Source organism: Streptomyces sp. SD15 (assembly GCF_054462255.1).
Genome location: NZ_JBTLMO010000012.1, coordinates 147,186 through 171,889 on the forward strand (window position 1 = coordinate 147,186; position 24,704 = coordinate 171,889).

Below are 24,704 nucleotides of genomic sequence, written 5' to 3' on the forward strand. Positions count from 1 at the left end.
CCGATGACTTGGGCGGTAGGGGCGTGGGGGGCCCTGTCACGCCCCGGAACGCCGCTCCCCGGCACAGCGCGGTCTGCCACGCGGCGCGCGTCACGGGGAGGGTTGACCATGCTGTGTTTGCTGCTCGGCCAGGTCCTTCTCCAGGGCGTGCGCCGCGGAGTCCAGGGTGGCGACCAGGGACTGGAGGTGGTGCGGGTCGTAGCGCACGCCGGGCATCGACACCGACAGACCGGCCAGCGCGGTGCCGTCCCGGTCGCGCACCGGTACGCCGACGGCGACGAGGCCGCGTTCGGAGCGCTCCTTGTTGACGGCGAACCCGTTGCGGCGCAGACGCCTCAGCTCCGTCCGCAGCCGGGCGAGATCCGGGCGATCGGCCGGACGGTCGCGGTAACGCTCGGGGGCGTAGACCTCCTCCAGCTCTTCCTCGGCGAGGTCGGCGAGCAGGAGCAGCCCCGCCGTCGTGCGGTGGGCCGGGAACACCATGCCCTCCCGGGAACCCACCCGCAGTGCCTGCCGGCACTCGACACTGGCGATGAACCGGGCCGTGTCCCCGGTGCGCACGATCAGGTTCGCGGTCTCGTCCAGAAGATCGACGACCCGGTGCAGATGGGGCAGCGCCGCCGCGCGCAGCCGCGACACGAGGGACTGGGAGTGCGCGGCGAGTTCCAGCACCAGCCCCGCGCGGTAGACGCGGTCCTCGCCCTGCACGGCGAAGTCCCGGTAGACGAGCATGGCCAGGACCCGGTGGGCGGTCGACCTGGCGACGCCCAGCCGCTCGGCGATCAGCGACACGGTCGCGCCGCCCTCCATCTGCAGGATGGTCGCCGCCCGCAGCGCGTGGTCCACGCTGGCGATGGGGTAGGGCGGCGGCGTCTTGAGCGGTTTGTCCATGGCGTGCCTCCGGATTCTGCTCTCCAGAATCTACCTGTTCTTCTGGAAGGGACGATGCACGCTGAGGCCTGTGACTCAGTCTTCTCTCGCCCAAGACATCGCTACGGGCTCCCCGGTCCGGCTCCAGGCCGTCTCCGCAGAAGGGCAACCCGAGGTCACCCCGGCGCTCGAAGAGCTGTACCGGGGCTTCGAGCAGGAACTGCTCGTTCCGCTGTGGACCGAGATCGGCGACCTGATGCCGGCCCATCCGCGCTCGCGCGCCGTGCCGCACCTGTGGCGTTGGGAGCGGCTGCGGAAGCTGGCAGCCCAGGCCGGCGGCCTGGTCCCGGTCGGCCGCGGCGGTGAGCGCCGGGCCATCGCGCTGGCCAACCCCTCCCTCGGCGGGAGGCCGTTCGCCACCCCGACGCTGTGGGCGGCCATCCAGTACCTCATGCCGGGCGAGGACGCCCCCGAACACCGCCACACCCAGCACGCCTTTCGCTTCGTCGTCGAGGGCGAGGGCGTGTGGACGGTCGTCGGGCGCGACCCGGTAGCCATGCGGCGCGGCGACTTCCTGCCGCAGGCGGGCTGGAACATGCACGCCCACCACAACGCCACCGCCGAGCCGATGGCCTGGATCGACGGCCTGGACATCCCCTTCCAGTACGCCACCGAGACGCAGTTCTTCGAGTTCGGCCGCGACGAGATCAGCGACGCCGAGCGGATCACCCCCGAGCGTTCACGTTCCGAGCGGCTGTGGGGCCACCCCGGTCTGCGCCCGGTCTCGGCCGGCGAGCTCGCCCCCGGATCCCCCCTGCTGGCGTACCGCTGGGAGCACACCGACCGCGCCCTGAACGACCAGCTCGCCCTGGAGGCCGAGGGCTTCGGCGGCACCGTGGAGCCCGGTCACGCCGCCGTCCGGTTCACCGACCCGGTGACCGGCGCCGATGTGCTGCCGACGATCCGGGCCGAGATGCACCGGATCGCGCGCGGCGCCGAGACCGCGCCGGTGCGCGAGACGGGCTCGTCCGTCTACCAGGTCTTCGACGGCTCCGGCACCGTCACCGTCGGGGAGAAGTCGTGGTCGCTCACGCGCGGCGACCTGTTCGTCGTCCCCTCCTGGCAGCCGCTCTCGGTCCGCTCCGAGGCCGGCTCCACCGACTCCGACTCCGGCGCCCTGGACCTGTTCCGGTTCAGCGACTCCCCGATCTTCGAGGCCCTCCGGCTGGGCCGTACGCACGTGGAAGGAACCACCCGATGAAGCTCGCCACCCTCCGCACCGGCACCACCACCCGGGCCGTCCGGCTCGACGGCGACGTCCTGGTCGACCTCGGCGTCCCCGACCTGGGCACCCTGCTGGACCGGGACGACTGGGCCGAGCGCGCCGCCGCGGCCACCGCCGACGGCGCGACGACGTACCCCGTGGACGGTGCCGAGTTCGCGCCCGTGGTCCCGCGGCCGTCGAAGGTGGTCTGCGTCGGCCTCAACTACCGCAATCACATTCAGGAGATGGGCCGGGACCTGCCCGAACACCCCACCCTGTTCGCCAAGTTCGCCGACGCGCTCATCGGTGCCGGTGACGACATCGTCCGGCCGGACGAGACCGACGCGTTCGACTGGGAGGTCGAGCTCGCGGTGGTCGTCGGCAAGCACGTGCGCCGCGCCCGGGGCGAGGAGGCCGAGCGGGCGATCGCCGGGTTCACCGTCCTGAACGACATCACCTGCCGCGACTGGCAGTTCCGCACCCGCGAGTGGTTGCAGGGCAAGACGTGGGACTCCACCACCCCCGTCGGCCCGTACCTGGTCACCCCCGACGAGCTGCGGGGCGGCGTCCGCCCCGCCCTCGACGTCCGGCTCACGGTCGACGGCGAGGTCATGCAGTCCGACACCACCGGCGACCTGCTCTTCGACCCGGTCGACCTGGTCGAGTACGTCTCCGCGATCACCCGTCTCCACCCCGGCGACATCATCGCCACCGGCACTCCCGGCGGCGTCGGCCACGCCCGCAAGCCGGCTCGCTACCTGGTCGGCGGCGAGACGGTCGTCGCCGAGGTCGAGGGCATCGGCCGCCTGGAGAACCGAGTGGTCAAGGAGAAGTCCGCCTGATGTCCCGTACGTTCGACGACGCCCGCCGCTGGGCTCTGCTCGGCACCGAGCTGATGCTCAAGGCCGCCGCGGGCTTCGACGGCGCCGCCTTCGCCGCGCCGAGCGCCCTGCCCGGCTGGAGCCGGGCACACGTGGCGGCCCACGTCGCCGCCAACGCCGAGGCGCTGTCCAACCTGGTGCACTGGGCCGCCACCGGCGAACCCACACCGATGTACGCCTCGCCCGAGGAACGCACCACCGGCATCGAACGGGGCCGTGCCCTGCCGGCCGCCGACCTGACCGCGTGGCTGCGCAGCTCGGCGGACGCGCTGGAGAAGGGGATGGCCGCGCTCGGCGAGGAGCAGTGGCGCGCGCAGGTCGTCACCGCACAGGGCCGGACCGTGTCGGCCACCGAGGTGCCCTGGCTGCGCTCCCGCGAAGTGTGCGTGCACGCCGTCGACCTGGCGAACGGCGTGTCCTTCGCCGACCTGCCGCCCGACTTCCTCACCGCCCTGTGCGACGACGTCGTCACCAAGCGCGCTGCGGCCCCCGGCCCGGCTGTGACTCTGCGGGCACCGGCCACCGCAGCCGCGTGGGACCTGCCCGGCGACGGCGAAGCCGCCCTGGTCACGGGCGAGCTGCACGACATCGCGGCCTACCTGACCGGACGGGACGCCGGCCCGCTCACCCCGGACGGCACGCGCGCCCCCACGCTGGGCGCCTGGCTCTGACGCGGGCCTGCCCCGCGACCGAAGGAACAGATCATGAATCCTGAATCCAGCCCCGCCGGGCGGCCCGACGTCCTCGTGGTCGGCGGCGGTATCGGCGGCCTCAGTTCCGCCTTCGCCCTGGCCCGCCAGGGACTGCGCGTACGTGTCCTCGAACGGGCCAAGCAGTTCGGCGAGGTGGGCGCCGGTCTGCAGATCGCACCCAACTGCACCCGCATCCTGGCCGAGTACGGTCTGCTCGAGGAGGCCAGGACCCTTGGTGTCGTCCCCGAGAGCATGGTGATGCGGGACGCGCTCGACTCCCGGGAACTGACCCGGCTGGACCTGGGCGACCTCGAACGCCGCTACGGCTTCCCGTACATGGTCATCCACCGCAGCGACCTGCACGGCATCTTCCTGCGTGCCTGCGAACGCGCCGGTGTCGAGCTGCTGACCGACCAGACCGTCGTCGGCTACGAGCACACGGACGGCGGCGCCCTGATCCGCCTGGAGGACGGCAGTACCCAGGAGGCGCCGCTGGTCGTCGCCGCCGACGGGCTGCACTCCGTGGCCCGCCGGCAACTGGTGGGCGACGACGTGGTCAGCTCCGACTACGTCGCCTACCGCGCGGCCGTCCCCATCGAGCAGGTCCGGGACAACGGCATCGCGGAGAAGGACGTCACCGTCTACGTCGGCCCGCGCTGCCACTTCGTCCAGTACGCGCTGCGCGGCGGCGAGATGTTCAACCAGGTCGCCGTGTTCGAGTCGCCCAAGGCCCTGGCCGGGCAAGAGGACTGGGGCACGCCCGACGAGCTGGACGCGGCCTTCGAGGCCACCTGCGACACCGTGCGCAAGGGCATTCCGCTGATGTGGCGGGACCGCTGGTGGCAGATGCTCGACCGCGACCCGATCGAGACGTGGGTGCACGGCCGTATCGCGCTGCTCGGCGACGCCGCGCACCCGCCGCTGCAGTACATGGCGCAGGGCGCGATCATGGCGATCGAGGACGGCTGGGTGCTCGCCCGGCACTACGCCCGGCTGGCCGAGGCCGCTCCGGCGGGCACCCGACCGGACTGGGACGCCGCGCTGGCGGCGTACGAGGCGGTCCGGGTGGAGCACTGCCACCGCGTCCTGACGACGGCGCGCGCGTGGGGGGAGCTGTGGCACCTCGACGGAGAGTCCCGGCGCCGGCGCAACGCGATCATGCGGGAGCGGGACACCCATGACTACTCCTTCACCGACTGGGTGTACGGCCCGACCGCGTTGGCACCGGACGAGGAACCCCCCATGTTCACGCCGATCCCGCTGTCCTCGGCGGTCCTCGAGGAGTCGGGGGACGAGCCGTCGCGGGAAGCGGCGACGATGGTGGGCAGCGGCACGTCATGAGCGACGCCTACCTCTACCAGGCACCGCTCACCCGGCGGCGGCCGCCGGCTGATCACCTCCGGCTACCTCAAGGCCTCCCACCGCGAACTCGACGACCGCACCACCGAGGGCAACCCCTACCACCCGCACACCGGCGCGGTGCGACACGGTAGGGCTCTGCGCGCAACCACGAAGGAGACCGGCGCAGCGACTCCTGACGCGGCCGTCACGACGCCGACCGGGGGCCCACCACGCCGCCGCACTCGCCGGCCGCCCACGCAAAACGCTCGGCTGGGAAACCCCAGCCGAGCGCCTGTCCGAACTGCTCTCAACTCACAGTGTGTTGCCACGGCCCCTTGCGTCGGATCCAGCCTGCAGGGTCCGAGCCGAGCCTGTGGGGCGACGTGGAAGGGACTCAGTCAGAGGTGATGGTGACCGTGACCGAGCCATAGGCATAGGCGTGCCGCGCGTCGCCGTAGTACTGGGCGGTGTACTGGACATCGCCCTTGGTCCTCGGCTGGTCGGTGTAGCTGAAGGTGCCGTCCGCGGCGACGGTCGCGGACCCGATCAGCGTGCCCTCACCCGCCAAGGGGTCGTCGAGCCGCCAGATGTCGACCGTGCTTCCGGTGCCGAACCCCACGGGCGCATCGAGCTTTCCGGTGAGGGTGAGGTCCTGATTCCGGGGGGACGAGGCAGGCGCCTGCACGGTGACGGTGGTGGCGACCTGCGGGTGGTTCAGGACCTGCAGCGTCAGGGACGAACCGCTGCTGTCCTTGGTGACCGCGAAAATCCGGCTGGCATCGGGAGCCCAGGCCAGACCGGCGGACTGGAGGGTGTTGGTCGTGTAGGGGGACGACGCGGGGAAGTCCCAGGTCTTGAAGGCCGTGGAGTCGCCCTGCGTGAACAGGTGGACGTCGGGCGAGTAGGCGCCGTCGATGCCCGCCGCGATCGTGCCGTCGGGGGCGATGGCCACCGCGTTGGGGTAGTGGCTGGTGGTGTAGCGGCCGTCGTCCGCCAGGTCGGCGGTGCGGAACGACTGGTGGTAGTAGGGCGAGGCGCAGGCGACGACAACCCGCGCGGCGTCCGGCGTCAGGGCGAGGTCCTGCAGGCTCGCGCACCCGTCCGGCCCTGGATCAACGCGCCTCGCCTGTGCGTCGGCCTGGCCGGTACTCACGTCGTACACCGCCAGGGTGGCGTTGTTGCCGTCGGACTCGGCGGCGACGAGGGTGTCCGGCTCCTGCGGCGTGGCGGCCAGTCGGGGCGCGCCGCGGAACGTGTCGAGGCCCTGGCCCCGTGTGACGACCGGCTGCGGGCCACTCAGGTCCAGGGAGCCGAGGGCGCCGTTCCAGGTGTCCGTGCTGTAGCCGAACCAGATCTTTCCGCCGGCCAGCGCGAGGGAGGTCGGGCCGGCGTAGGCGCCTGCGCCGGTGCCGGTGTCGTACCGGGCGGTCTCCTGCAGCGTGGCGGTGTCGATCGCGGCGATCGCTCCGGCGTCGCGGAGTGCCACGTACAGCGTCCTGGAGTCGCTGGAGAGCGCGATTCCCCAGGCACCGGCCTCACCGCTGATCTGCTTCACGACCTGGCCCGTGTAGTCCGTCACCAGAACGCTGCTACCGAACGGGTCGCTGAGGAAGACCTGCTGATGAGCCGCGTCGACTGCTATGTCCCGATACGAGCTGATCGGCAGTGAGGTACTGGTGTCCGCGGCGGCCGTGGTCGTTCCGACGCCGAGGAGCGAGAGGCCCAGGGCAGCGGAGAGTGCTGCTCTTTCTGTGAACTGTCTTATGCGCACGTGTTCGGTCGCTTCCTTCGATAGGACGTCTGCAGGCGAGCTCCGCGGAAGGCACGACGAGCAGAGCGGTCCGGCGCTCTGCTCGTACTGCCACTGTCTTGATCGACAGGCGGCACTTATCCAGCGCAAAGACCCAACGGGACGTCACACACGGTGGATCACGCATCGCGGCACACAGCCGGCGTCCGGCAGACGGTCTTCGGGCGGGAGGCGGCGATCGGAGCGTCGGTCGCAACTGCCCCTGCACACAACGGGGTTCCCGAGACGATGACGATGACTCCGCTCGGACGGGTTTGTCGAGGACCCGGGCCGGGAGAGGAGGGAACTCAGCCGGGAATGTTGGGAGTCCACTCGTCCCGCGCCCACTCGGAGTCACCGAGCGGATAGTTGTACGCGGGCAGCCCCACGTTCCCGCTCGTCCGGAAGGGCCGGCCGTTGTCGTCGACGCGTACGGTGCCTTGCTTGTCGCCGCTGGACCAGTCCAGCTCCAGGTACCAGCTCACGTTGTGCGCCCGCGCGTCCGCGAAGATGTAGAAGACCTCGGGATCGGACTCACTCACCTTGTACGGGAAGTCGCGCTGCCCGGCCTTGGGGGAGGTCGCGGGCCGCCCGGCATCGAGGTTCACACCGAACGACGCCGTCTCCACGCCACCACCGCACCCGACGCCCATCGCGAAGTCGTTCCAGGCGAGCGGCGCACTCTTCTCCACCACCCGCACATGCAGTTCCTCCAGGACGACGGTGGCCTTCCCGGTGCCCTGCACGGTCAGCGCGAGCATCTGCTGCCCGCCGGCGACCCCACCGAGCGCGGTGACCCACCCGCGTGCGTCGGGCTCACTCGGCGGCGGGGGCACCCGCTCGGGGTTTTCGTCGACCAGGTAGTGCTGGCTGCACGGCCCTTCCCACTTGTACGGATTGACGGCGACGTTGGGCGCGGCGGCCCCGTCCTCGGAACCGCTGCCCCGGGCCGCCGTCCCGGCCCCACTGCTCCGGGATGCGGAGGCGGAAGCCGTAGGACTGCCGCTGCGCGAGGCGGACGGGGAGGCAGGCGTGCTCTTCGCTTCGGTCGGCTCGGAGGTGCCGGGACTGTCGTCGACGGACTCGGCGGCGGCCTCCACCGATCGCTTCCCGCCCTGGTCGTCATCGCCCTCGCCGGGCGCGAGATTCACCACGAGCGCTGCCGTCGCCACGGCGGCGACCACAGCGGCGCCGGCGAAGACGACGGTGCGCCGCCGTCGCGCCACGGGAGCCTCCGCCAGGGACCCCCGTTCGACCTCGGGAACGGCTCCGGCCACCGCTTCGGACCCGGCCGCCTCGGTCACGGGCTGCGCCGCTGTCTGTGCCTGCGGCTCCTCCTCAGTGGGGGCTCCGCTGCCCGCCTTCTGCCCCCGCCGGGCATCCGCGAGAACCCACCGCCGATGAAGTTCCACCAGCTCCTCGGGCGTCGCCTTGCACACCCGCGCGAAGCGCTCCACAGGCGCGTAGTCCGTCGGTACGGCGTCCCCGTTGACGTACCGGTGCAACGTCGACGCACTCATGTGGAGCCGCTTCCCGAGCACCCCGTAACTGAGCCCGGACCGCTCCTTCAACTGCCCGAGAAGCTCCGAAAAGCCGTCCCCCGCCATCGTTCCCCCCACTCTCCACGTCCCGGATCGGCGTTCCAGGGGGACAGTATTCCCCCAGGTCAGAGCCGTTGCGGGCGTTCCAGCGTTCCAAAGATCCCGGCAACCGTGGCGGCTGGGACGGATCACCCCACAAGCTGCGGTCATCCAAGCATGCCGCTCCCGGCACCCGGTCGAGCGGCCCGCACCACCCGTAACGAATCAGGGGGACCACTCATGTCCGCACGCACCACCCGCACCCGCCTGCTCGCCGCCACCGCGATCACGCTCGCCACGCTGTCGCTGACGGCCTGCGACAACGGAGAGGGCGTCCAGGACGAGGGCGCGTCCTCCGCGGCCTCGTCCACTCCCACTCCCACCGCTTCCCCCACCTCCGCGGGCAAGACGAGCGAGAGGGCGACCACGGGCGGCGGCCAGGCCGACTCCGCGAGCTCCTCCAAGGGTTCTACGGGATCCACGGGTTCGACCGGCGCAACGGGCTCCACAGGTTCGAAGGACTCCGGCACCGGCACCGGCACCGACTCCACCCTGAACGTCCCGTGCACCGGCTCGAACACCAAGACCACCGCCACCGTGGTCTCCCGCCCCTTGAACCACCTCCTCATCACCGTCACCAACACCGGCTCGAAGAGCTGCGACCTCACCGGCTACCCGATGCTCCGCTTCACCGACGCCCAGTCGGTCCCGCCGGCCTTCGAGGAGTCCAAGCCGCAGGCGGTGGTCACGCTGTTCCCGGGCGAGTCCGGCTACGCAGGCGTACGCCTTGCGGCCGCCGACGGCAGCGGCTCGAACGGCCACACGGCCAAGACCCTGGAGGTCTTCTTCGACAACGGCAGCGACAGCTCCCAGAGCGCCACCCCGTCGCTCCCCGCGAAGGGCGTCTACATCGACGACAAGCTGACGGTCACGTACTGGCAGCAGAACATGGACGACGCCCTCACCTGGTGACCCCGGGCGCCGAGGAACCCGTACACCGAATGTCCACGGGTTCCTCGGGTTCCTCGGGGTCCTTCACCACGCCGGCGATCCGGCCCCCGGCATCCTGACGGCTTCGGACGCTTGGGATGGATTTCCGCACCTAGCCTGGGCGGCGCCGGGACGGTGGGTCCTGGGGGTCGACGCCGGTCATCGCGGAGGCGTCCTTGGTTCCGCTGGGGCGCTGGGAGCGACCCCTGCGTCCCGTGTCCCGCCGGCCTTTCTCGTCCTTGTCGGCGTGCTCCTCGCCGCGTGCGGTGTCGCTTTCCACCGTGTCGCCCGGTACGGACTTCGTCTCTTCCTTGGACTTCGTCCGTCCCGGGCCTTTCCCGCCGCCGTGCTCGGCGGTGTGGAAGGAGCGGTGGGCGCTGGGGTTGTCCTGCTGACGTGTCTCGTCCACGTCGGGTGACCAGCCGTGCTGCTCGGTGCCCTCGTGACGGCTCGGGCCTTGTCCGTGGGGTGGCTCGGACGCGTGTGGCTTCTTCGCCATGGGTCGACCTGCTTTCGGCGAGGGCGATGCTTGTGCGTCGCCACATGGGGAAATTGTCCCTCTTTGCGTATGTGGTGTATGTCCCACCTACCTCGAGTCGCGCCTATTCCGGGAGGTTGCGCTGTTCCAGAGGGCGTACTGCAGGACCTTGGAGGATCCGTCCGTCCGGGGCGAAGCGCGATCCGTGACACGGACACTCCCATGCCTGCTCCGCGTGGTTGAAGGACACGATGCAGCCGAGGTGGGTGCAGCGGGCCGAGAGGGCCTGGAGCGAGCCGCTTTCGTCCCGGTGGACGGCGTACTGACGGGTGCCAAGGCGCACCACTGCGCCGTGGCCCGGGGGGATGTCGTCCGGTGCGGGGCTCGTCACGGGCGACATCCGGTCGCCGACGAAGTGCCGGGCCACGTGGGCCTGATGCTTCAGGAAGGACGTCCCTTCGCGGAGCACGGAGGCCAGGCGGCGCGGGTCGTAGAGGCTGCTCCAGGCGGCCGGGCGGCCGTTGATCAGGTCGCTGAGCAGGCGGCCCGCCATGATGCCGCTGCTCAGGCCCCAGCCGCCGAAGCCGGTGGCCACGTAGGTGTGCCGACTGCAGGGGTGGAGCGGTCCGATCAGAGGGACGGAGTCGGTGGGGTCGTTGTCCTGCGTGGCCCAGCGATGGGTGAAGGCGAGCCCGGCGAAGCGGTCGTCGGCCCAGTCCGACAGCCGCGCGAACCGCTCCTCCACGTCCGCGGTGCCCGGCGCGAAGTGTTCCCCGGTGACGATCAGCAGGCGTTTGCCGTCACGGTACGGTGCGGTGCGCACCGAGCGCGTGGCCTGTTCCGGCGTGATGTACATGTCCCGCGGGGCGCGGTCCTCGTCGATGGTCGCGGCGACGACGAGTTCACGGCGTGGGCTGAGGCGGGTGAACAGCAGGGCCCGGTCGAAGACGGGGTAGTGCGTGGCGATCACGACCTCGTCGGCGCGCACCGACACACCGGCGTCGGTGCGCAGGACGCAGGGTTCGCCCTCGGTGAGGCCGACGACGCGTGTTCCCTCGTACACCGTGCCGCCGCGTCGGCGCAGGTCGTCGGTGAGCGCCAGGAGGTACTTACGGGGATGGAACTGGGCCTGGCCGCTCACCCGGACCGCGCCGGTGATCGCGAAGGGCAGTTCGGTCTCGGTGACGAACTCGGCCGGCAGACCCGCCTCACGTGCGGCTTCGGCCTCCGCCCGCAGCTCGCCGGTGCGCCGCGGATCCTCGGCGTAGGTGCAGGCCGCTGCCTCCTCCCACTCGCAGTCGATGCCGAGCTCGTCGACGATCTCGGAGGCGTGCCGGATCGCCGCGGTCTGCGAGTGCGCGTACAGGCGTGCGCCCTCGGGGCCGCGGGTGCGGCGCAGGTGGTCGTAGACCAGGGTGTGCAGGGCGGTCAGTTTGGCCGTCGTGTGGCCGGTGACCCCGGCGGCGACGCGGTCGGCCTCCAGGACGGCCACCTCGCGTCCCTGCCGGACCAGCTCCCAGGCCGTGCTGAGTCCGGCGATGCCGGCGCCGACCACGGCGACGTCGACGGTGAGGTCACCGGACGGCGGGGGAGCGGGGTCGCCGGGCGGCGTGGACTCCAGCCAGTAGGACCCCTGGGTTCCCGTCTTGGCGTTCATGGCGGACGAGTGCCCCTCGTGGTGCGCGATACGCCCGATATGTGGGGCTTCATTTCTTCGTAGCCGGGTGCCCGGCGTCGTGCGGAACGAAGGAGGTGCGAGTCATCAGAGGAAACAGCCTTCCTGAGCCGTTGACCGTGCGTGACGTCTCGCCGTACGGAGCGGCTGTCCGCCTGGCTGCGGCTCCCGGGTACCCGATCTCGAAGAGTGCGAGAGCACTTTTTTCGGGTCCTCAGGGGTGTGACGGGGGAGACGTGGGTCCGGTTGTGGACTGTTTGTCCCGTGGCTGGGGATCGGTCGTGCCGGCGCATGGGCGGGCGAAGTCGATCTCCTTCGCCGCGGTGATCCGGGCACCCATGTTGCGCTCCATCATCTCCAGGGCGGCGGACTCCAGATGTGGATGGATGGAGGCGACGGCGTCCTTGGCCACCGTCACCCTCAGGTGGCGGATGTGCGCATCCAGGGCGGAGTAGAGGACGCACTGCTCGGTGACCTGACCGCTCAGCACCACGTGTCCGACGCCCAATCGCCACAGGAGGTAGGGCAGGGGCGTCTCGTAGAAGACGGAGTGGCGGGCCTTCACCACGAAGAGCGACTCGTCGTCGGGCCTTATCGGCTCGATCAGGTCGGCGTGCGGTCGGGCCAGTGCGGTGTGCACGAGTTCTCCGTGGTGGGAGCGCCACAGTCCGAAGTTGTCGTTCACGTAGATCACCGGCACGTCCGCCCTGCGGGCTCGGCCGATCAGCTCCGCCAGGACGGGCACGACACGTCGGACGGACGGCACGAGCAGCTCGGCGTCCTCGTGATCGTATGTGTTGATCATGTCGATCACGACGAGAGCGAGCCCCGTCGTGCCCGCGGGCTGGTCCACGGCCTCCGCCGCCCGTTCAGTGCTGTCAGTGCTGTCAGTGCTGTCAGTCGCGCAGAGTCGCGGCAGGATCTTCGTGCGGTGGAAGTCGAAGAAGCCCTGCCCTGCTGATCCGTGCCCCAGCACACCTTCAGTCCGCCGTACACGGGCTTGGTGCCGCCGCCGCTGCGGCGGAAGCGCTCGACCAGGGCGGTGTCGGGCATCGTCGTGATCAGGCCATCGCCGATGCGTGCCGCAGCCTCGGCGGCCTGTGGGCCGAAGGCGGACTCGGGCATCGTCTCTCCCAGGTGGAGCGTGTGCCGGCGGTTCCGGGAACGCGCTGTCGAGTACCCGGTGGACCGAGGGGTCTAACAAGGGCGTGAGCAGCGTGACGGCAGCGGTCGCGTTGACGGTGACCGGGATGTTGCCGCGTGTGGCCTTGGAGTAGGGGCAGATCCGATGGGCTGCCGCGCCCAGTTCCATGGCGGTCTTCTGGTCGACGCCGTACCACGCAGTCGCCACGGCCGGTCGCCCGGGTGACGCCGACCGGGCCGCGGCGGCCGAGCTGCTGCCGGCCGGCCTGATACAGATGGACGAGGAAGGGGAGCTGTCGCTCACCGGCGAGGGCCGCCGCGACCCGGTCGGCGAGACACCACTGCACCCCGTCCCCGCCGCCCTGCTGACCACCCTCCGGCGCCACGCGGAACCGGTCGCGCTGCACCGCCTCCACTGGGACACCACGCACAAGAGGCTGCGCGAGGCGTTCCTGCGTGCCGAGGACGCGAAGTTCCCGCGCTGGTCCGCCCGCACCAAGGACGCGCTCCACACGTCGGCCGTCCTGACCGCCGTACTGCTCGCCCTCTGGTTCGCCGTCCAGATGGTGTTCCTCCGGGACTTCACCGCGTCCGGCGCCGGGAGCGTCGTCCTCGCCGTCTGCTTGTGCTTCCTGCTGTGGCTGATGCTCGCGGTGCCGCTGGGCTGGGCGGCGATGTGGTGGTGGCCCGGCCGTCACGACCACTTCCGGGACCACTTGCCGCCGCATCCGGCCGAACCCGCCCTCGGCCCCGTGCGCGCCGAACGGCTGCAGCAGAGCACCAGGGACCCGAGGTGGCAGCGGGAGGCCGAGGAGACATGGGTGGACAGCGGGGGAGCTTTCTGATGTCACGTCAGGCAAGTGAGCGAGCGGGGCCCGTGTCATGAGCGGTGAGATGGGATGGATCACGGCCGGCTGGTTGCTCGGGTTCGCCGGGTTCAACGCGGCCCTGGGCGCGGTCTGGTGGAGGCGTACGCGCGCGGAGCGGCGTGCGTTCTTCGGCACCGCGCATTCCGGCCGGCTCTGCGGCCGGGTTACCTCCGGGGCGGTGGCGGCCCGCGTCAAGGCGCAGGGGCCGTCCACCGGCTCGCCGTGGGAGTGCGGCTCAGTGGTCGTCGCGGATGGTGGTCGCGATGCCGTTGCTGATCACGACCTCGGCGCTGAAGCCCTTCTTGGCGGCCGTCTGCAGTTCGGCCTCGGTGCACTGCATCTCGCCGTCTTCACCCGAGCAGACGTCGTCGTATCCGAGGATCTTGGTGTCCTCGGCGGTGAAGAACTGCTGCTCGGTGCCCTTCATGTCGGAGACCGTGTACTTGCCCGGCGCCAGGTAGGAGACGTTGCCGAACCAGGTTCCGTTGACACCCTTGCCCTCGTTGATGCCCTCGACGACGGTCTCGTCGGAGTCGGAGCCAGACGATGGGCCGGAGTCCGAACCCGAACCGGAGGACCCGGACCCGGCCCCGGACCCGGAGTCCTGCTGGGCGGCACGCCGCTCGGTCACCAGGCTCGCGATACCGTTCTTCATCTCCACGTCGGCATTCACGGCACCCTTCTTGGTTGCCGCCTCCAACTGGTCCAGCGTGCAGGGCGCGTCGACCTTGGACCCCGCCTCGCCGCATATCGTGCCGGCGCCGTAGACCTCGGTGTCGTCCGCGACCAGGAACTGCTGGTCGTCCTTGCCCGGCACGGACACGATGTACTTGCCCGGGGCGAGATAGGTGACCTCGCCGTTCTTGAACGAACCGCTGACGCCCTTGGAGTTCTTGGAGTCCGACGCCTTCTCCGCGACCGCCGCCGCGCCCGTTCCGCTCTTGTCGGACGAGCTGTCGGCGGTGCCGTTCTGGCACGCCGTCATCAGCAGCCCGGCGGTGATCGCGGCGGTGGCGACAACGGCCTTGCGCAGGTGGCGGTTCATCACGGGAGGTTCCTTCCGGGGCGGGGGTAGTGGGCAGCCGGCGCGTTTCCGCCGGTTGCCCGCTCTGTGCTGACTATGAGGGGCCCCAGAGCCCGCAGGTCACGCCCGTCTTCCCTTCAGGACACCGCCGTGGCACAGCCGTGACACAGCAACACATCGGCTGTGGACGGCGGTTCGTCGACGCGCCACCTTTCATCACGCGGACACGTGTGCATGCCCGACCAGCCCGCCGAGGCCGTCCGTCGGCACCGAAACCCCTACGCCACCTGGACCGACAGCCCGGTCCCGCCCAGCCCGAGAACCCCGTGGATACCTTGCCTCTGAGGTGGTCGTGAGGGTCGGATCGCACTGCTGATGACCGTGGTTGTCTGCACTTACGGGCACGTCGTGGGCACGGGCGCCACCAGCAACCGGGCCTTACATGCGCGCGCTTGTGCGGGACGGGGGCGCACCCGGCCGCCGGTCGGGCACGATCTCGTCCACACCGGCCTGCTCCGGCCCCGGGACCCGATTCCTCGTGCACGGCTATGGGAAGTTTTGGGGTGCATCGTTACCCTCCGCCCATGATTCCCACGGTGGTTTGGGGCACAGGCAACGTCGGGCGCGCGGCCATTCGAGCTGTCGCGGCGCACCCGATGCTCAGCCTGGTGGCCGTGCTGGTCTCCAGTCCCGCCAAGGTCGGCAAGGACGCGGGCGAGCTCAGCGGACTCGGGCGGCGCCTGGGGGTGACGGCGACGGACGATGTGGACGGGGTTCTCTCCGCAGCCCCCCGCGCGGTCGTGTACGCGGCGTCCGGTGACGTCCGCCTGGACGGTGCCCTCGATGACATCAGCCGCGCGCTCCGCGCCGGCGCGGTGGTCGTCACACCGTCCGTGTACGGCATGTACGACTGCACGAACGCACCTGACGAGATCCGCGACGTGCTGCTCGAGTCCGTCGAGGCCGGGGGCGGCTCGTTGTTCGTGTCGGGTGTGGACCCCGGTTGGGCCAACGACGTGCTCCCGCTGTTGGTCAGCGGGCTGGGGTCCGCCATCGACGCCGTCCGCTGCCAGGAGATCTTCGACTACTCGACCTACGACCAGGAGGAAGCGGTTCGCCGGCTGATCGGTATGGGACATCCTCTGGACTATCAGCCGCTGATGCTCGCCGAGGGCATTCCGACGATGATCTGGGGCGGACAGCTGCGGATGATGGCACGGGCCCTGGGCGTCGAACTGGACTGCATCGAGGAGACCTTGGAACGCCGTCCCCTCGAAACGTCCGTCGTCACGGACACGATGGGGGAGTTCTCGGCCGGTACCCAGGGAGCGGTGCGTCTTGAGGTGCAGGGCGTGGTGGAGGGCGAGCCCCGCATCGTCATCGAGCATGTCACCCGCATTCACGCCACCTGTGCCCCGGACTGGCCGGCACCGCCTGACGGTGGGGCGGGCGCACATCGCGTGATCATCGAAGGGCGCCCCCGCATAGAGGTCACGGTGGAGGCCACGGACGAGGGAGAGAACAGAGCCGCCGGCGGCAATGCGACGGCGGCCGGCCGTCTGGTGAACGCCATCGACTGGCTCGTCGAGGCCGAACCGGGTCTCTTCGACGCACTCGACGTCCCGCTGCGCCCCGCGGTGGGCAGACTGGGAAAGAAGTGATCATGCAGATCGACATCCCCCAGGGCGCCGACCCCATCCCGTACGTCTGGGGTGACCTGGTGCCCAGGATCGGTCAGGCCGCCAGTGCCTTCTCGCTGGCCGTCTATGAATACACGACCCTCGGACTGCGCGAGTTCGAGGCCGCCCGCCTGCGCATCGCGCAGATCAACGGGTGCCTGTTCTGCCTGGACTGGCGCACCGAACGCGACGGGGAGAAGGTCGAGGAGGGGTTCCTCGACGCGGTCACGCAGTGGCGGACCACAGGCACCTTCGACGAACGGACCCGACTCGCCGCCGAGTACGCGGAGCGCTACGCACTCGACCATCACCACCTGGACGGTGAGTTCTGGGACCGGATGAAGGCGCACTACAGCCAGGCGGAGATCGTGGAGTTGACCATGAGCATCGGCTCATGGCTGGCGTTCGGCCGTCTCAATCATGTGCTGGGTCTCGACAGCGTCTGTGTGCTGCCTTCGGCACAGGGTTCGTGAGGCATTTCGAGCTGCGGGCCGGGGCGCATCGGCCACGGCCCACAGTTGTCCGCACGGCGCCCGGACGGGACACGGGAACGGTCAGAAGTCCTCGGCGATGATCTTCTCGATGTTGCGCTCGGCGAGCGCGGTGATGGTCACGAAGGGATTGACGGTGGTGTTGCCGGGGATCAGCGCACCGTCCATCACATACAGGCCCGGGTGGCCGTGCAGACGGCCGTAGTTGTCAGTGGCTTTGTTGAGGACCGCTCCACCGAGCGGGTGGTACGTGAGATGGTCGCCCCAGATCTTGTAGGCACCGAAGAGGTCCGTGCGGTAGATGGTGCCCTCGGTGGCGTTGATCTTGTCGAAGATCGTTTTCGCCATGGTGATCGACGGCTGCTTCCACGCGGTCTGCCAGTCCAGTTCCGCCTTCCCCGTCGACGCGTTCCACGTGAAACGGCCGCGGTGGGGATTGTTGGTGATCGACAGGTAGAACGACGCCCAGGTCTCGATGCCGGTCGGGAGCGGCGCCACCTCCGCGAACGCACCGCCCGCGGTCCAGTTGTCGATGCCCGCCGTCGGGATGGACGACTGGAGCGCTCCGGTCGGGTCCCACAGGTGGTTCGCCCGGCCGCACATGACGTTTCCGTTCTCGCCCCATCCCCTCCCGATCTCGTTGTTGAGACCGGGCAGCGCGCCCGTCGCCTTCAGAGCGACCAGCAGCTTGCTGGTGCCGACGCTCCCCGCGGCGAAGAACACCCGTTGCGCCCATACGGTCTTGGTGGTGGCGACGGCTCCGCTCGTGTCGAGCTGCTCGATGGTCACGGAGTAGCCGCCGGTGGCGGGCGTCACCGCGGTGACCCTGTGCAGCGGTGAGATGCTGACCCGGCCGGTCGCGCGGGCCTGCGCGAGATAGGTCTTCGGCAGGGACTTCTTGCCGTGGTTGTTGCCGTAGAGGATCTCGCCGGCCAGGGCTGACTTGGTCACTGCTCCCGTGGCCTCCTGTTTCATGTAGTCCCAGTCGTAGACGTTGGGCACGAACATGAAGGGGAAGCCGGACCGTCCCGCCTGTTTGCGGCCGACGCGCGCGTACTGATAGCACTCCGTCGTCTCGAACCAGGCCGGGTCGATCGTGCTGACGCCGAGGGTGCTGTTCGCCCGCGGGTAGTACACGTCGTACATTTCGTCGGCGTCGACCGACGGGAGGACTCCGGGGAAGCGGGACCGCTGGGGTGTCACCGCCATACCGCCGTTGACGAGGGAGCCGCCCCCGACTCCCCTCCCCTGGTACACCACGATGCCGCCCATTTCCTCTGCGTCCAGGATGCCCGTGTATCGCGGCACGTCCTTGTCGAGCGGGAAGCCGAGGAAGTTGCTCAGGGGCTGCTTGGTCCGTGTGCGAAGCCAGAAGGACCGGTAGTCGGGGGTGGTGGTGTTGGCGAAGATCTTGCCGTCCGTTCCCGGGGTCTCCCAGGCCATGCCCATTTCCACCATGTGGACGTCCACACCGGCCCGTGCGAGTCGCAGTGCGGTGACGGAACCCCCGTATCCGGTTCCTATCACGAGTGCGGCGACCTGTGCGCCGGGTTCGATCAGGTCGGCCTCATCAGGGAGCGCCGCGGCGGTCGGCATGTCGAATGTACCCAAGGCGGCGGCGCCGAGAATAGAACCAGTTCCTCCAATGAATCTTCGGCGGGATAAACCTCTTCCTTGCAGTGTGTTGGCAGGTTTGGTGCCCACGTAGATCTCCTTCCTCTCGCAGAATCGAAACGAGTTCTACTAAGAAGCGTGAAATAAGTCACGAGAAACCTACGGGTAACTTAAGTGTTGTTCCCGAGTTTTTCGCATCAGGAATCAACCGATAACGCACCCCTCCCTTTGGTATCAATTCAAACCCGTGAATCATGCCTTGCGGAACTGATCCCTTTTCGATTTGCGGCGTAGTTGAGACTCCGCAGTCCGTTGGACGGCAAAGCCAAGACGGCACCACCGCCACGGAGTCTTGTCGATGCGGAAGGGCAGGACGACGCGGTGCGGAGCGAGTTGGCCACCCTGTTGGATCTCGCGGAGGGGATCGCCAAGGGCGACTACCGGGAGAAGGGCACGAACGCAGCTGAGGCTCTCAGGCAGGGGCCGCCTGACGGAAGCGCTCGCGCTGTACCAGGAGGAGGCCGACGCCGGCCGACGGGACGCGGCGGCGCATGTCGCCGCTCTGCACGAGCAGTTGGGGAGGCCCTCGGCGGCCGTCGCCTGGTACCAGCGGGCGGCGGAGGAGGGCAATCTGGACGCCCTGCGGCAGACCGCTCGTCTGATGACGGTGGCCGTGGGTCCGGACGCGTGCTGCGTGCACGGGCTCTGCACTCGGCCCGGTGGTTCACATGCCCAGCTCGGGAAGAACGCCCACACCCGGTGGCGGATGCCGGGGTGAGTGCGGCGCCGATCGCACCCTGGTCTCCGCAGAACTGTGGGCCACTCCGCGATCTCTTTCCCTGGTACTCCTGATGGGCCTGGGCCTGCTGCTACTCTCGTGCCGCTGTGCGTGGGGGGGGCAGCTTGGGGGCTGGACATTTTCGCAGCACCGTCGACGCGCGCCTGATCGGCCGCCGCCGTCCCGTCACGTCTTTCTCTGTTGAGAGGTCCAGGAGACGATGATGGTCCGTCGTACCACCGCCCGGGGCGTCGTCGCCGCGTTGGCAGTTCTCGCCGTGACCGTCGGTCCCGGTCCCCTCGTCGTCACGGCCGACGCGGACAACGGTGTCGGGGGCACCGCCCTCGCGGCGGAGAAGGTCTTCCAGGCGGATCGCTACATACCGCGCAGGGACCGGATCCACACCGCCGGCCCCAGTGGCTATCTGCATGTCCAGGAGGGGCGTTCCGGCTACCTGTGGACGTCGTACGACACCGGTACGACGACGGAGCTGGGCGACCTGGCCCGACTCGAACTCCCGGCGTACCTGGGATCGTCGTCCGACGTCGTGGCCGATGTGGTCTCGCCCACCCAGAAGGTCGTCCTCAGGGACGTCTCCGCCGGTACCACCACGGACGTCGCCCTCACCCACGGCACGTACGGGGCCACCTTCGGCTCCCATGTGCTGAGCCAGGCCCGGGATGCCGACGGCAACCGTGTGCTGTGGCTCTACGGCGACGGCGCTCCCGCCGACGGCACCCTTGTCGAGGGATGGCCGGCCGGAATCACGACCAACTTCAGCGTTCTGGGCGGCGACAGCGGTACCGCCGTCATCGGCTATGCGCTGGGAAACGGTGAGCGGCACCTGGCGCTGGTGGACCTGGCCACCGCGAGAGTCACCGGCGATGTGGCCGTGTCCCTCGCTCCGACGGCCGTCGCGCTGAGCGCGGACCGGCTGGTCTGGTACCGGTCCGACAGTACGGTGGCACACGTCCTGGACCGCGCCGACCTCTCCGCCGCCGAGACGACGGTGACGCTGCCCGGCACGGAGGGCACCCCGTCCGTGGGTATCGCCGGACGCTGGCTGGTGGTGGCCCGTTCCGTGCCGTCGGACCCGCACGACCTGGTCGACGAGTCCGGCGAGCGGCTCATGGCCGTCCCCCTCACGGGCGGCGGCCCGCTGACCCTGCTCCGGCACGCGAACAGTTCCCTCGTCACGGCACCGGACGGCAGTCTGCTGGCCGTCGGCGGCACCGACGCCGGGCACTGGGCGGTACGCAGGGTCACCGACACGGGGGCGGACACCCCGACGCTGACGGAACTGACCGCCGTACCGCCGGTGGCCGCGAAGATCAACCGGCTGTCGCTGCAGAACGGCACCCTGGCCACCCACGAGGCCGACAGCAGCTTCCTGGGCGCCTACTACACCCGGCGCATCGCCGCCGACGGAACGCCGAGCGCGCCGACCTGGCGGAGGTGGGACCACTCCGATGTGGGCCCGTACGCCACTGGGGACGGCCGCGCGGTGACGTTCACCGCCGACTCCGACCCCACCATCGGCTCGAACGTCCAGTCCCTCGACAAGAACGACCAGGCCGGCTTCTTCTATCTGCCCTCGGCCTCCGGAACCGTCCTCGACGTCACCGGCCGCTACGCGATCGTCAACGGTTCCTCCCCCGCCAAGCAGTACGTCGGCGACCTCGGCGTCCACTCCGATCTGAAGCCCATCCTCACCCGCTCCGTCACGGCCGCCTCCGTCTGGGGGACCGGCCTGTGGACGCCGGGTTCCGGCACCGGTGTCGTCACCGCCAAGGACCTGAAGACCGGCAAGACCACCGACACCGTCAGCACCGGCGCCCCGTGCGTCCCCAAGGAGCTGCAGGTGGTGGGCCGCTGGATCTACTGGTCCTGCGGCCCGACCGCGACGGCCGGCGTCTGGGACCGTACGGCCAGGAAGAACATCCCCGTCCCGTCCGGCCAGGCCCTGCTCGGCGACGGCTACCTTGTCCGGCACGACACTTCGGCCGGGGCGCTCCTCCTCACCGCCTTCGCCGACGGCACTGCGACCACCCGCAAGATCGGCGACCTGGCGGCGGGCACTTCCAGCCTGCGCGGGGTGACCTGGACCGCGGACAAGTTCGGTGGGCCCGCGGCCTACGTCGACGCGGACAAGCGGATCCACCTGGTGCCCAGCGAGGTCGCCACCCAGCGGCTCTCCGTCATCGAGTCCGAGGCGACCGACAACGCGTGGGAGAGCAGCACGGTCGGCAGCCCGTGGTGGCAGTGGCGCGGGCTGCTCTCCAAGCCTGCCGCCTCCTGGACGGCCACGCTCACCAGCAAGGCCACCGGCGCGGTGGTGCGCACGCTCTCCGGCGGAGAGGTCGACGGCACCCTGACCACGCGCTGGGACGAGCGCGACAGCAAGGGCGCGCTCGTCCCCAACGGCACGTACACCTTCAAGCTGACGGCCCCGCCCGCCGACGGTTCGGGACCGGCCCTGACGGTGTCGCAGACGGTCAGGGTGTCCGAGGGAGCCGCCGTACGCCGCGACTTCACCAACAGCGGCACCTGGGCGCCCGACGGAATCGGCGACGTCCTGACCCTCACCTCGTCCGGCGTCATCAGCTACCGCCCGGGCAACGGGACGGCCTTCGGCGGGGCCATGTCGGCCTCGGGCTGGCCCTCCTCCGTGACACTCGTCCCGTTCGGCGACCTCAGTGGCGACCGCCAAAACGACATCCTCGTCCGGTTCAGCAGCGGCGAACTGCGGGTGTACCGGACCATGCGTGGGCAGACCTTCTTCACGAGCACCCCGCACACCTCGCTCGGCAAGGGCTGGAACCAGTACAACGTGCTGACCTCGCCCGGGGACGTCAGCGGCGATGGCCGCCCCGACCTCATCGCCCGCAACAGCTCCACCGGGGCCGTCTACCTCTACAAGGGGACGAGTTCCGGAAAGCTCTCGGCGCGCGTGAAGCTCTACGCCAACTGGAAGACGTACAAGAAGATCGTGGGCGTCGGCGACCTCAACGGCGATGGCATCGGCGACCTGATCGCCCAGGACAAGTCCAACAACCTGTACCGGTACTTCGGCACGGGCAAGGGCACCTTCAAGGCGCGCGTGAAGCTGTTCTCGGCCTGGGGAGGTTCCTACAACGCCGTCGTCGGCGTCGGCGACATCACCGGCGACGGCAAGGCGGACATCGTCTCCCGCGACACTTCCGGCAACCTGTGGCGCAACAGCGGGAACGGAAAGGGGTCGTTCGGGCCCCGCATGAAGATCGCCTCGGGATGGCAGGCGTACAAGGGCGTGTTCTGACGGCCCGGCGCAGCGCCCGCGGCCCGGCATTTTCGTCGCGTCAGACTCGGGCCTGTGCTCTCACCCGACCCGGTGCCTGCGAACCGAACTGCCTTTGGGCGGCGCACAGTAGAGAAAGGTGCCCCTTCGAACGCCGGGATCGACCAGAGCCGGGGCTCAGCGCACCGGGAAGCCGAAGGAGTAGCCCTGCTCCTTGAGCCGGGGGAGGATCCGGCGCAGGGCCTCGACGGTCTGGGAGCGGTCGCCTCCCGCGTCGTGGAAGAGGAGCGTCGGCCCGCCCGGCAGCTCCCGCTCGACGGTGGCGACGATGGCGTCCGTGCCCGGCAGCTCGAAGTCCTTGGTGTCCACGTTCCAGCCCAGCGGGCGCATGCCGCGGGAGGCGGCGAGCGTGCGGCTGTACGGGGTGAAGGCCCCGCCGGGCGCCCGGTAGTACATCGGTCGTACGCCCCCGGACGCCTCGGTGATCATGCGTTCGGCGTCGAGTATCTGCTGCGACTGGTAGGCCTGCGACTCCTTGTCCATGGTGGTGTCGTGCGACACCGAGTGGTCGCACAGCCGGTGCCCGGCCGCGACCACCTTCTTCACGAGGTCCGGGTGGGCCTGCGCCTGCGTCCCCACCATGCAGAACGTGGCCTTCACCCCGTACTCCCGCAGCACGTCGAGCACTTGAGGGGTCCACACGGGGTCGGGGCCGTCGTCGATGGTGATGTTGACGCCGCGCGCCCCCTTGTCCGAGGCGTGCGCGATGGTCACCGCGACCGGCTTGACGTCACTGCCCGGCGTGGCCGACGCGGTCGCCTTCGGCGACGAGCCGCCCACGGCACCGGCCTGCGCGGTCCACACCGAGGCACCGGAGGCGAGCAACGTCACCCCGAGCGCCGCGCCGAGCACCTTGCCGTACCAGCCCCGCCCGCCGCCGTGCCGTGCCATGTCCGCCCCGCTTTCCCGCAGTTCCTCGCCGATTCCTTGGTCACCTCGCGACCATCTGGCAGGACGAGGAGCGGCGGCCACGGGATGCGTCCGTTACCGATCAAGGACAATCCCGGGGTAGTTCCCGGACAACTGGGCGAGCAGCGGGCAAAGCCGGGCCGCTCGGCCCGATCCCGCCTCCCCCGGCACCGGCGCGCGCCCACCGCGGTGGCCCGTCGGAGCCGACGTCCCTCAGCCGAGTGGAGCGCCGCTCACGTCGGTGAGGCCGACGAGCTGGACACCGCTCGAACCTGGGGGTACGCGGCGGGAAAGGGCAACGGCGGCGGGACCGGTGGCGGCGCGGGGACGGCGCGGGTCGGCGTGCGGCGACGCGCGAGCCAGAGGACGGCCGCCGTGTACAGGGCGATGCCGGCCAGGTCGAGGGCCACGAGCTGCCAGGGAGCGTCCGCGGCGGTGTCGTCGCTCTTGAGGCCGTCGACGACGGCGGCCGAGACGCCGAAGGCCAGGAGGTTGTTCACGGCATGCAGTCCGATCGCCGCCTCGAGCCCACCGGTGCGTACGGTGAGCCAGCCCGCGACCACTGCGAACACGGTCAGGTCGGCGAAGCCCCACGGGGTGCCCCAGCCGTGGGCGGCGGCGAACAGGACGGCCTGGGGCACGAGCGCCCACCAGGGAGAGCGCAGGAAGCCGCCGACCGCCTGCGTGAGCCAGCCGCGGAAGACGTACTCCTCGGCGGCCGCCTGCAGCGGCACCAGGACGACCAGCATGGCGAGGGCCGGGCCGAAGACCTCCCAGCCCGCCCACTGCGACGGCGGGGCGTCGTCCATAGGCAGCAGGAGCATGGTCCCGGTGGTCACGGCGAGGACCGGGAGGGCCGCCAGCACGCACAGCCCCAGCCAGCGCCACCGCAGTCCGCCCGTCACGGACGAGACCGTGCCCGCCGGGCGGCGGCCGATCCAGCGCACCGCGAGCAGGACGACGGGCAGGGCGGAGGCGATCGCCGGCAGGTCGAGGGCGGTGCCCGAGACGGGGCCGAACTCGACGGTTCCGTCGGGGGCTTCGGGGTACCCCTTGGCCGCTCCCAGGGCGGATCCGAGGCCGTAGAGCAGTACGGCTACGAGCACGCACGCCACGGCCACGAACCCGGTGCCCAGCACGGGCCGCCACCATCGATGGCGTGCCGAGGCGCGTGCCATGCGGTGGTAGGGGAGCAGTTCAGGCAGGGGCAGGAGCGCGGACATCGGGGCGGCGAGCGGATTCGTCATGGTGACAAGCCTCCCCGCGGGCCCGTGCCCCCACATCCGCCGCCGGCACGAAC

At 70.3% G+C, this 24,704-nt stretch carries 20 protein-coding genes and 1 pseudogene; 9 read left to right on the plus strand and 12 right to left on the minus strand.

Annotated features, from left to right (window positions below; translation table 11 throughout):
* Positions 1-90: 90 nt before the first annotated feature.
* The gene (locus ACX28W_RS14715; RefSeq protein WP_458999375.1) at positions 91-891 is read right to left on the minus strand and encodes an IclR family transcriptional regulator; all 801 of its coding nucleotides are present in this window, start codon (positions 889-891) and stop codon (positions 91-93) included.
* 70 nt (positions 892-961) lie between these two features.
* Here ACX28W_RS14715 and ACX28W_RS14720 point away from each other — a divergent pair, with 70 nt between their 5' ends.
* From ACX28W_RS14720 to ACX28W_RS14735, 4 genes are read left to right on the plus strand one after another with little or no spacing between them, the layout of a single operon-like run.
* Entirely contained in the window at positions 962-2,131 is a 1,170-nt protein-coding gene (locus ACX28W_RS14720; protein WP_458999376.1) for a cupin domain-containing protein, read from the plus strand.
* Positions 2,128-2,976, plus strand: a complete 849-nt coding sequence (locus tag ACX28W_RS14725) for a fumarylacetoacetate hydrolase family protein (RefSeq protein ID WP_458999377.1) — start codon at positions 2,128-2,130, stop codon at positions 2,974-2,976. Before ACX28W_RS14720 ends, ACX28W_RS14725 begins: the two co-directional genes overlap by 4 nt.
* Entirely contained in the window at positions 2,976-3,686 is a 711-nt protein-coding gene (locus tag ACX28W_RS14730; RefSeq protein ID WP_458999378.1) for a maleylpyruvate isomerase family mycothiol-dependent enzyme, read from the plus strand. The genes ACX28W_RS14725 and ACX28W_RS14730 overlap by 1 nt, the downstream gene beginning before the upstream one ends.
* A 33-nt stretch (positions 3,687-3,719) precedes the next feature.
* Positions 3,720-5,048, plus strand: a complete 1,329-nt coding sequence (locus tag ACX28W_RS14735; protein WP_458999379.1) for an FAD-dependent oxidoreductase — start codon at positions 3,720-3,722, stop codon at positions 5,046-5,048.
* Positions 5,049-5,442: 394 nt separating this feature from the next.
* On the opposite strand, the gene ACX28W_RS14740 is transcribed toward ACX28W_RS14735, so the two are convergent.
* Positions 5,443-6,819 (minus strand): YncE family protein, encoded by a 1,377-nt coding sequence (locus ACX28W_RS14740; protein ID WP_458999380.1) that lies wholly within the window; start codon positions 6,817-6,819, stop codon positions 5,443-5,445.
* A 326-nt stretch (positions 6,820-7,145) separates the two neighbouring features.
* Positions 7,146-8,444: a helix-turn-helix domain-containing protein gene (locus ACX28W_RS14745; protein WP_458999422.1), complete on the minus strand. Its 1,299-nt coding sequence runs from the start codon at positions 8,442-8,444 to the stop codon at positions 7,146-7,148.
* A gap of 213 nt (positions 8,445-8,657) precedes the next feature.
* Between ACX28W_RS14745 and ACX28W_RS14750 the strand changes: the two genes are divergently transcribed.
* Positions 8,658-9,389 (plus strand): DUF4232 domain-containing protein, encoded by a 732-nt coding sequence (locus tag ACX28W_RS14750; RefSeq protein ID WP_458999381.1) that lies wholly within the window; start codon positions 8,658-8,660, stop codon positions 9,387-9,389.
* Positions 9,390-9,519: 130 nt separating this feature from the next.
* Here ACX28W_RS14750 and ACX28W_RS14755 read toward each other — a convergent pair whose 3' ends face one another.
* The 5 genes and pseudogenes from ACX28W_RS14755 to ACX28W_RS14775 form a co-directional block, all read right to left on the minus strand.
* The gene (locus tag ACX28W_RS14755) at positions 9,520-9,906 is read right to left on the minus strand and encodes a hypothetical protein (protein ID WP_458999382.1); all 387 of its coding nucleotides are present in this window, start codon (positions 9,904-9,906) and stop codon (positions 9,520-9,522) included.
* Between the two features lie 103 nt (positions 9,907-10,009).
* Entirely contained in the window at positions 10,010-11,542 is a 1,533-nt protein-coding gene (locus ACX28W_RS14760; RefSeq protein ID WP_458999383.1) for an FAD-dependent oxidoreductase, read from the minus strand.
* Between the two features lie 232 nt (positions 11,543-11,774).
* Positions 11,775-12,365 (minus strand): cysteine hydrolase family protein, encoded by a 591-nt coding sequence (locus tag ACX28W_RS14765; RefSeq protein WP_458999423.1) that lies wholly within the window; start codon positions 12,363-12,365, stop codon positions 11,775-11,777.
* 5 nt (positions 12,366-12,370) lie between these two features.
* Positions 12,371-12,685 carry a hypothetical protein gene (locus tag ACX28W_RS14770; protein WP_458999426.1) on the minus strand — a complete coding sequence of 105 codons (315 nt, stop codon included), beginning with the start codon at positions 12,683-12,685 and terminating at the stop codon, positions 12,371-12,373.
* A 97-nt stretch (positions 12,686-12,782) separates the two neighbouring features.
* Positions 12,783-12,893, minus strand: a pseudogene (locus tag ACX28W_RS14775) (osmotically inducible protein OsmC); the annotation flags it as partial.
* Here ACX28W_RS14775 and ACX28W_RS14780 point away from each other — a divergent pair.
* Positions 12,871-13,548, plus strand: coding sequence for a hypothetical protein (locus ACX28W_RS14780; protein WP_458999384.1), 678 nt, complete (start codon positions 12,871-12,873; stop codon positions 13,546-13,548). The pseudogene ACX28W_RS14775 and the gene ACX28W_RS14780 overlap by 23 nt on opposite strands.
* Before the next feature lie 259 nt (positions 13,549-13,807).
* On the opposite strand, the gene ACX28W_RS14785 is transcribed toward ACX28W_RS14780, so the two are convergent.
* The gene (locus tag ACX28W_RS14785) at positions 13,808-14,617 is read right to left on the minus strand and encodes a hypothetical protein (RefSeq protein WP_458999424.1); all 810 of its coding nucleotides are present in this window, start codon (positions 14,615-14,617) and stop codon (positions 13,808-13,810) included.
* Between the two features lie 563 nt (positions 14,618-15,180).
* Between ACX28W_RS14785 and ACX28W_RS14790 the strand changes: the two genes are divergently transcribed.
* Both ACX28W_RS14790 and ACX28W_RS14795 read left to right on the plus strand, forming a co-directional pair.
* Complete coding sequence (locus ACX28W_RS14790) at positions 15,181-16,257, plus strand: NAD(P)H-dependent amine dehydrogenase family protein (RefSeq protein ID WP_458999385.1); 1,077 nt, start codon at positions 15,181-15,183, stop codon at positions 16,255-16,257.
* 2 nt (positions 16,258-16,259) lie between these two features.
* A complete protein-coding gene (locus tag ACX28W_RS14795; RefSeq protein ID WP_458999386.1) occupies positions 16,260-16,748 on the plus strand; it encodes a carboxymuconolactone decarboxylase family protein in 489 nt (162 codons plus the stop codon).
* Between the two features lie 81 nt (positions 16,749-16,829).
* Here ACX28W_RS14795 and ACX28W_RS14800 read toward each other — a convergent pair whose 3' ends face one another.
* Positions 16,830-18,362: a GMC oxidoreductase gene (locus ACX28W_RS14800; RefSeq protein ID WP_458999387.1), complete on the minus strand. Its 1,533-nt coding sequence runs from the start codon at positions 18,360-18,362 to the stop codon at positions 16,830-16,832.
* Between the two features lie 1,016 nt (positions 18,363-19,378).
* On the opposite strand from ACX28W_RS14800, the gene ACX28W_RS14805 reads away from it, so the two are divergent.
* Positions 19,379-22,456, plus strand: a complete 3,078-nt coding sequence (locus ACX28W_RS14805; RefSeq protein ID WP_458999388.1) for an FG-GAP-like repeat-containing protein — start codon at positions 19,379-19,381, stop codon at positions 22,454-22,456.
* A gap of 156 nt (positions 22,457-22,612) precedes the next feature.
* Here the strand turns inward: ACX28W_RS14805 and ACX28W_RS14810 are convergent, their stop codons facing one another.
* Both ACX28W_RS14810 and ACX28W_RS14815 read right to left on the minus strand, forming a co-directional pair.
* Complete coding sequence (locus tag ACX28W_RS14810; RefSeq protein WP_458999389.1) at positions 22,613-23,386, minus strand: polysaccharide deacetylase family protein; 774 nt, start codon at positions 23,384-23,386, stop codon at positions 22,613-22,615.
* 251 nt (positions 23,387-23,637) lie between these two features.
* Positions 23,638-24,651: a CPBP family intramembrane glutamic endopeptidase gene (locus tag ACX28W_RS14815; protein WP_458999390.1), complete on the minus strand. Its 1,014-nt coding sequence runs from the start codon at positions 24,649-24,651 to the stop codon at positions 23,638-23,640.
* Positions 24,652-24,704: the final 53 nt, after the last annotated feature.